General features: G+C 59.9%; 3 protein-coding genes. All 3 read right to left on the reverse strand.

Annotated features, from left to right (window positions below; translation table 11 throughout):
• Positions 1 to 104: 104 nt before the first annotated feature.
• The 3 genes from VGP75_RS17160 to truA all read right to left on the reverse strand — a co-directional run bounded on the left by VGP75_RS17160 (position 105) and on the right by truA (position 7,053).
• The gene (locus VGP75_RS17160; RefSeq protein WP_327544817.1) at positions 105 to 4,358 is read right to left on the reverse strand and encodes a translocation/assembly module TamB domain-containing protein; all 4,254 of its coding nucleotides are present in this window, start codon (positions 4,356 to 4,358) and stop codon (positions 105 to 107) included.
• Positions 4,355 to 6,073 carry an autotransporter assembly complex protein TamA gene (locus VGP75_RS17165; protein WP_327544818.1) on the reverse strand — a complete coding sequence of 573 codons (1,719 nt, stop codon included), beginning with the start codon at positions 6,071 to 6,073 and terminating at the stop codon, positions 4,355 to 4,357. Before VGP75_RS17165 ends, VGP75_RS17160 begins: the two co-directional genes overlap by 4 nt.
• Positions 6,074 to 6,285: 212 nt before the next feature.
• On the reverse strand, positions 6,286 to 7,053 hold the full coding sequence (truA, locus tag VGP75_RS17170; RefSeq protein WP_327544819.1) for a tRNA pseudouridine(38-40) synthase TruA: 768 nt from the start codon (positions 7,051 to 7,053) through the stop codon (positions 6,286 to 6,288).
• Between the last annotated feature and the right edge of the window lie 111 nt (positions 7,054 to 7,164).

The raw sequence follows: 7,164 nt of genomic DNA on the forward strand, positions 1-7,164 counted from the left end.
TTTCATGCCGCTCAACAAGTCCTTGTCGCAGAGGCGTAGCAAAGATTTTTAGCTAAGAATCTTTTGTCCGAACAATTTTCGTAGAAAATTGTTCGCTCTTGCCCCTAGTAGTCGCGCTCGTAAAACAGCCCGATGCTGGTATCACCCGCCTGATTCACGCTGCCTTTGGCGGTGACCTCAGAGGTGACATCAAGGTTCAGGTTGATCTCTGTTTCGCCCGTGCTGGTGACCGTCACATCGGTATAGACTTTTTCCGACACATAGGCCCCCGCCCGCACCGCAGCATTGCCCTCATCGTCGGTGGTCACGTCAAAATCATCAAGCCCGACCCGCTGGCGGAAACTGTCAAGCGCACCGCCCCCGCGCCCTGCCAAAGTACTGATGGCCGAGGCTAGTTGCACAGCCTGGAACGGGCTGATGCTTTCCAGATCGCGTCCGAAAATCAGTTGTGACAACACCTCGTCCTGCGGCAATTCCGGCACCGACAGGAAACTGACCTCGGGCGCACCAGCGGGTCCCTCAACAACGATGCTGATCACTGTGCCGGTATCTGTTTCCGTGGTCGCTACAAGGCGCAGGAACGGGGCAAAATCGCCCTGAAGCGTAGCCGTCCCCTCATCGAGTTCAAAGCGCTGTTGCAAGATGTCGATCCGCCCGCGGATCAGCTCGAACCGGCCCACAGGGATCACATCATTGCTGGTGCCGCCGATTGTCAGGCTCCCGCCCAATTCCGCATCAAGGCCACGGCCGCGGATAAAGATACGCGACGGTGCATTGATGACGATATCCAGCGGAAACGCCGGACCACTGCTGCCCGAACCGGTATTCTGTGAACCATTGCCATTGACCACACCCGCCCGCTGCAACGTGCGCCGGACTGCGGCAGAGGCATCGACATGCCGGACGTCGGGCAAATCGCCCAGTGAACTGATCGACGACGACGGCACCTGCACATTTGTCTCGCCAAGCTGCAATCGCCCCGAAATCCGCGCGCCACCGCGTAGCGGGCCGTTGAGGTTAATTGCGCCCGCGACACGCGACGAATAAAGCTCGGGGTCCTGCAAAACCACATCGTTCAACGCGACCGTAATGTCTGCCTGATTAAGCCCCGTCAGCGCCACAGGTCCGCTGATCGCGATGCTCCCGCCACTTTCGACACGGGTCCGCAAATCAATCTGCGCGCTGCCATTCGCCATGCGGATACCACCCGCAATATCCGTCAGCGCCTCACCCAGGTTCGGGGCGGCCAAACGCCCGTCCGAAAAGGTGATCTGCCCCCCCAAAGACGCTAGTGCGGGTGGCCCGTTCACGCTCAGATCGAAATTCGCAAGTCCGCTCAGCCGCCGCGGATCAATCGCCGTATTTGCCAAGGCCAAAGGCGCGCTGCCATCGACGTCAATCGCAAGCGTACCGGTTTGGCTTACATCCCCCACAATCTGTGCATTCAACCCGCCCGGGCCGGTGCCCGTGGCATCAATGCCCCATGTGCCGTTTTCATCCAAAGAGGCCGAGCCGCGCGCACGGATCGGTCCGCTGATCTGGTCAGTCAGAATGCCCACGTCCCGCAAACTTGCATTGAACCGGCCCTGACCAAAACCAGCCGCCCCGTTGAGCGCGCCAACGACCGACAGTTCACGGGTGGACACCTCTAACGTCCGCACCGCCAGAACCTCATCCGCGAATGACACCGTCGCATTAATCCGCCCCGTCCCTGCCAAAAGCGCATCCGCCGTCGGGTTGCCAATACGCAGGTCTTCGCTGCGCAGGTTCACTTGGGTATCAAAGCGGCTGAGATCCGGCAGCAGGTTCCCTGATGCTGTCAGATCAACGCTGCCCGCCACCGGTTGGCCGATCAGCGTGGCAAAGGCCGCAAGGTTCGCCACCTGCAGGTCCAGATTACCGTTCACTTCGCGCGCATTTTCGGGGGATGCCACTGTTGCGGTCAGCCCCACATCCGTCCCCGGCCCCAAAGCGCGCAGCGTCACATCGGTTGCATCCATAGGCGCAGGCACAGCAGTCAGGTCCACGGTAACCGGCCCGCTCAGGCTGGGATCAAGCAAGGCGGCATCATTGATCCGGAACGCAAGGTCCGCGGTGTTGGCGCCCGTCAGCGACACATCTGCATCACCGCGCAGTGACATCGCCGGTGTCCGGACCAGCAGATCGCCAATCCCGAACCGTCCGTCACCTACATGCGAAAGTGCCGCTGTAAGACTGCCTTCACCTTCCAGCAAGGGGTCAACCCGCGCGACACCTGTAACCAGATCGCGTGTCTGTGCGCGCAGATCAATGTCAAACCGCTGTCCATCTGCAAGAAGAACACCGCTCCCCTCAACCGACAAAGCCCCGGCCAAGGGCCGCCCAGCCAATCCGGCATAGCGCGTCAGATCGCTGATCTCGGCCGCAATCGCCGCGTTCAACGTCTGCCCCGTCTCGGCAGGATTGACGGTGCCGCTGGTGTCAAATGTCGCCGCAGGGCCGGTGCCACTCAGGGCAAATTCAATCGTGCCATCCGCGCGCTGTGTGACGTCACCCGCCACGGCGGCCGGTCCTGACAGCGCTGGCACAACCAGGGCCACATCGCGCAGACTGGCATTGATCCGCGCATCCGCACCGTCGCTGGTCAATGCGGCATTGGCACGGATGCTGGCTGCATCGGTATTCACCCGCAGGCCCTCAAGCCGCGTACCATCTGTGTCGCGCACTGCTGTCGCAGCAAAGGTCCCCGTGCCGGCCAAAATGCGGTCCGCCTCGGGAATGTCTACAGACAGATCATTGGTTTCACCTGACAGAACGAAATTGAACAGACCATCCAGCGGCGTCATATTTGCCAGCACGGCCAATTCGGCCCCGCCCCCGATCTCGCGCCCCGCAAGCGTAGAAAACCGCCCCAACCCTGCGATACCGACATTCATTGTGGCGTTGGTGCGGAAACCAACATCGGCGCCCTCGATCGTCGCCTGCGCCTGCGCGTCCAGCCCAGCACCGCTCAGGGTGATCCGCGTGATTTCGATTGGCGCGCCTTCAACGCGCGACGCGCTGAATTCGCCGCCAATCTCGTCTCCAAAGGCCTGCGCCGCACCGGCATCATCCAGTTGCAGGCCTGTCGCGCCATAGGCAAGATCAGCGGTGAAAAGCCCCTGTTGTATCCCTTCGCCAGAGCGTAACAAACCCCCGCCCTGCAGGCGCAAGGTCTCAATCGCAAGACCGGGGCGTTCCAGACCCGCAACACTGATATCAGCACGCCACGTGTCCGCGACCGCAGCGTCATAGCTGATCGCCAGATCCATGCCATCCACAAAGGTACGTGGGCCACTCAACGGCAACAGAACCGGATCATTGCCCAAAGCGGTGATACCACCGGTCAGATCAATCACTTCAGGCCAGCCCCCACTGCCGATTTGCACCGCACCATTCAATGCAACGCGCCCTGCATCCAGCGCGAGTTCCTGCACATCAATGCGCCCGTCTGCCGCCTGGAACACCTGCGCCGAAAGGCTGGCGTCATTGCCAAAGAACCCTTGGTATTCCGGCACAAACAGCGGGCTGATATCACCACCTATATCAAGCGAAATCTGCCGCGCGTCCCCCGCGCCGGTCAGCGCGAAGTTCCCGTTCAAGCGGTCCTGTCCATCCGTCGCAATCGCCAGTGTCGCCGCGTAGTCATCCAGCGGCGCTGCACCCGCAACCTCCAGTTTGACAGCAGGCCTGCCGGGCAGATCAATCAACCGCGCCACAATGCCATCTGGCCCCTCATCAAGATTCAGGAACAGATCGAGCAGGCGGGTTTCGTTCACAAAACTGCCGTTAATCTCGAAGATACCGGACTTATCACCCAAACGCTCGGCGTTGAGTATTACAGTCCCTTCGCCATCAGCCAGCTGCGCAGACCCGTTCAGCGACACCGTGACCTCTTCGCCCAGAAATGCCGCACCCAGCTCGACGCTGTCGATGCGCAGCTGATCGAGGGACACGCTGACGGGCAATTCCGGCAAAGAAAACGGCTGCGCCTCGGGCGCGGGGCCTGTGTCTTCCGACAACGGCGGGCGTGATACGATTATGCGCGCAGCACTTAATTCGCGCACGTCGATGACACCCCGCAGCAGGGCTGTTCGTCTCCAGTTCAGCACGATGTCTTCCAGCGTCAGCCAGACACCATCGGCATCCGCAATCGTCAGCACGTCAATGGATGCCTGAGAACTCAGCGCGCCCTCGAACCCCTGAATGTTCACCTCACGGCTTACACCTGACAGGTTTTCCTCTATCAAACCAACAAGATAGCCCTCGCCGTCATCCTCTTGTGCTGACGCGGTGAAAGGGGCGGCGCAGAGCGCACATATGCTTAAGAACCGTTTCAAAACGCCTGTCCGATACCGATGTAAACCTGCAAATCCTGGCCTGCATTATCACCGCTGGCCTGTGTACCCAGATCAAGACGGATCGGCCCGATCCCCGTATTGTAGCGCAGACCAACCCCTGCGCCCGCATGCCATTCGGCATCTTCGAGGGGCGAGGCTTGAGCACCCACCTGACCAAAATCGTAAAATCCTACCAGCGAAATGTTTTCGCGGATCGCATAACGCGCCTCAAGCTGGGCCCCAAGGAAGGATGCACCACCCGATGTCACCGCCTCAAGGCCCGGCACCGCGCCAAGAGGCAGCGCCGTTTCAATACCCAGCGATTGATAAGGCTGCCCGCGGACCGTACCGCCGCCGCCCGAATAGAACAGAAAATCTGCGGGCGCCTCGGTAAGGTCAGCACCAAGAACGCTCCCCAATTGGACACGTCCGGCCAATGTCAGCTTTTCTTCTTCGCCCAAAGAAACGTAGCCGCGCGCATCACCATAAAGCCGCGCACCTTTGATTTCCCCGTCGGTGCTAATGAAAGGCGTGGCACCGAGGTCTAGGTAATAGCCATTTGACGCATTCGACGGCTCATCGCGGCGGTCGAGTGTCGCATCCAAAGGCAGGGTGAACAACGTATATTCGCGCGTCTCTAGTTCGGTTTCTTCGCGCGCCCGCAACACGCCAACACCTGCGCGCACCGTCAGATCATCGCTCAGGATACGTGAAAAGCCGGTTTCAAGGCTGATCTTGTCAATGAGGAACTCCGGTTCATCCTGCCGTGAGATTTCGCCACTCAGAAAATAGTCCGTGTCAGGACCAAAAGTTGCAGGACGGGTGAACGTGCCGCCCAGACTATAATCAATACCGCCGGTTTCACCGCTGATGCCCGAGACCTGTGCATCCATGCGGATACGTTCCGCGCCACCCAGCAAATTCCGGTGCAGCCAGAACGCGGACAGCGTGACACCATCAATCGACGATAGCTCGATGCCGAAACCGATCCTGCGCGGATTGGCCTCGGACACTTGCGCATTGATCGGCAGGGTATCATTCGGGCCAATCTGGTCCGCTTCGGAAAGCGCCACACTGGCAAAAGTACCGGTCCGCCGCAAACGGCGCGCGGCGGCGTCCATTTCTTGCGGCGAAAACACCTCACCTTCGGGCAAACCCGCTATTTCGCGGACACGATCATCGCTGACATTGCGGTTGCCCGACACCGAAAGCGGCCCGAACCGCAAACGCGGACCGGTATCAAGGGCAACATCAACATCCAGTTTGGCATCAGCATGGCGCGCGATGATCCGCTGATCCACAACACGCGCTTTGGCATAGCCCAGATCGCGCCAGCTGCTGATCCCGTTTCGCACCACGTCCCCGATCACAGCCGATTCTGCTGTGCGGCGTGGGCCAAGATCGTCAAGCAGCGTTGTCCCGGGCGGCAGCGGGGCAATCTGCACATCGCCAAATGTGAACCGGTCACCGGGATCAACCGTGATAACAACCTGATTGATTGCGCGCGGCGCATCCAGCGGCGCGATATTTGCAGCCTCGCGTCCGTCCACAGTGATCGAGATTGTTCCACCGTAATACCCCGATCCATAAAGCGCCGTCAGCAGGCGGCGATAGTCTGCACGGGCGGCGGCGATATAGTCCTGCGGCGCCGATCCTGCTTCCAGTGCAACCAGAAGTGATGCGTTTTTCAATGCGGTTTCGGCTGAATCAGTCACCAAACGGACGTCTTGCGCGGATACACTGGTGGCGCAAAAAAGCGCGATGGCGCAGGAACGTTTCAACATATCTTTACCGCGCCTCCCACGTCGGATCGGCTGTTCTTTCTCGTCGTCTTTGGCGGTCTAACGGTGTCAGACGCAAGTTTCCAATCACGCGTTGATGATAGGGTATTTTCTGCCAACGTCGAGTAACGTCTTGTGGGCCCGCCTTAGGAAAACGGGTTCTCGGGGTAGGTCACACCCGCCAGATATAATCCCTGCGGGGGGCAAACCGGACCACAGGCTGCACGATCTTTCGCCGCCAACGCCGCCCCTACATCTTCCGGCGTCCACGCGCCTGCACCGACGCGTTCCAGCGTGCCGACAAAGCTGCGCACCTGATTGTGCAGGAACGACCGTGCCCGCACATGGAACCGGTATTCGGTGCCATGATCATGCGGCAACACCTCGATCCGCAATTCATCCAAGGTCTTTACCGGACTTTTCGCCTGACAGATCGAGGACCGGAAGGTCGTAAAATCATGTTGTCCCAGCAACTGATCCGCCCCCGCCTGCATCGCCGCTGCATCAAGCGGATGGTTGACCCGCCACATCTGCCCCGCCTCAAACGTCAGTGGCGCGCGCCGCGACATCAGGCGAAAGAGATACCGCCGTTCCACTGCGTCAAACCGCGCATGCCAATCATCGGCAACCTGAGCACAGGCCACAATCGCGACAGGCGCAGGCTTAAGGTGGAAATTCAACGCCTCTGACAAGCGGAACGGGTCCCAGTCCTTTTCCAGATCACAATGCGCCACCTGCCCTGTGGCATGGACCCCTGCATCAGTACGCCCGGCGGCGGCAATCGTGTGCGCACGCGGCTCCAACTGGGCCAAAGCTGCTTCAATCGCGCCCTGAACGGAAGGCTGGTCATTCTGCCGCTGCCACCCTGCGAAGGGTGCGCCGTGATATTCAACAAGAAGGGCGTAACGGGGCATTGGACCGGATTAGGGGGAGCATCGGGCAAAATCAATCCCTACACATCGCGTCATAGCGTGCCTATCTTCAATCAAAGCACTGAAAGGGCCAATTTTGGTTATCGCAGCAAT

Source organism: Yoonia sp., assembly GCF_036007805.1.
Taxonomy (GTDB): Bacteria; Pseudomonadota; Alphaproteobacteria; order Rhodobacterales; family Rhodobacteraceae; genus Yoonia.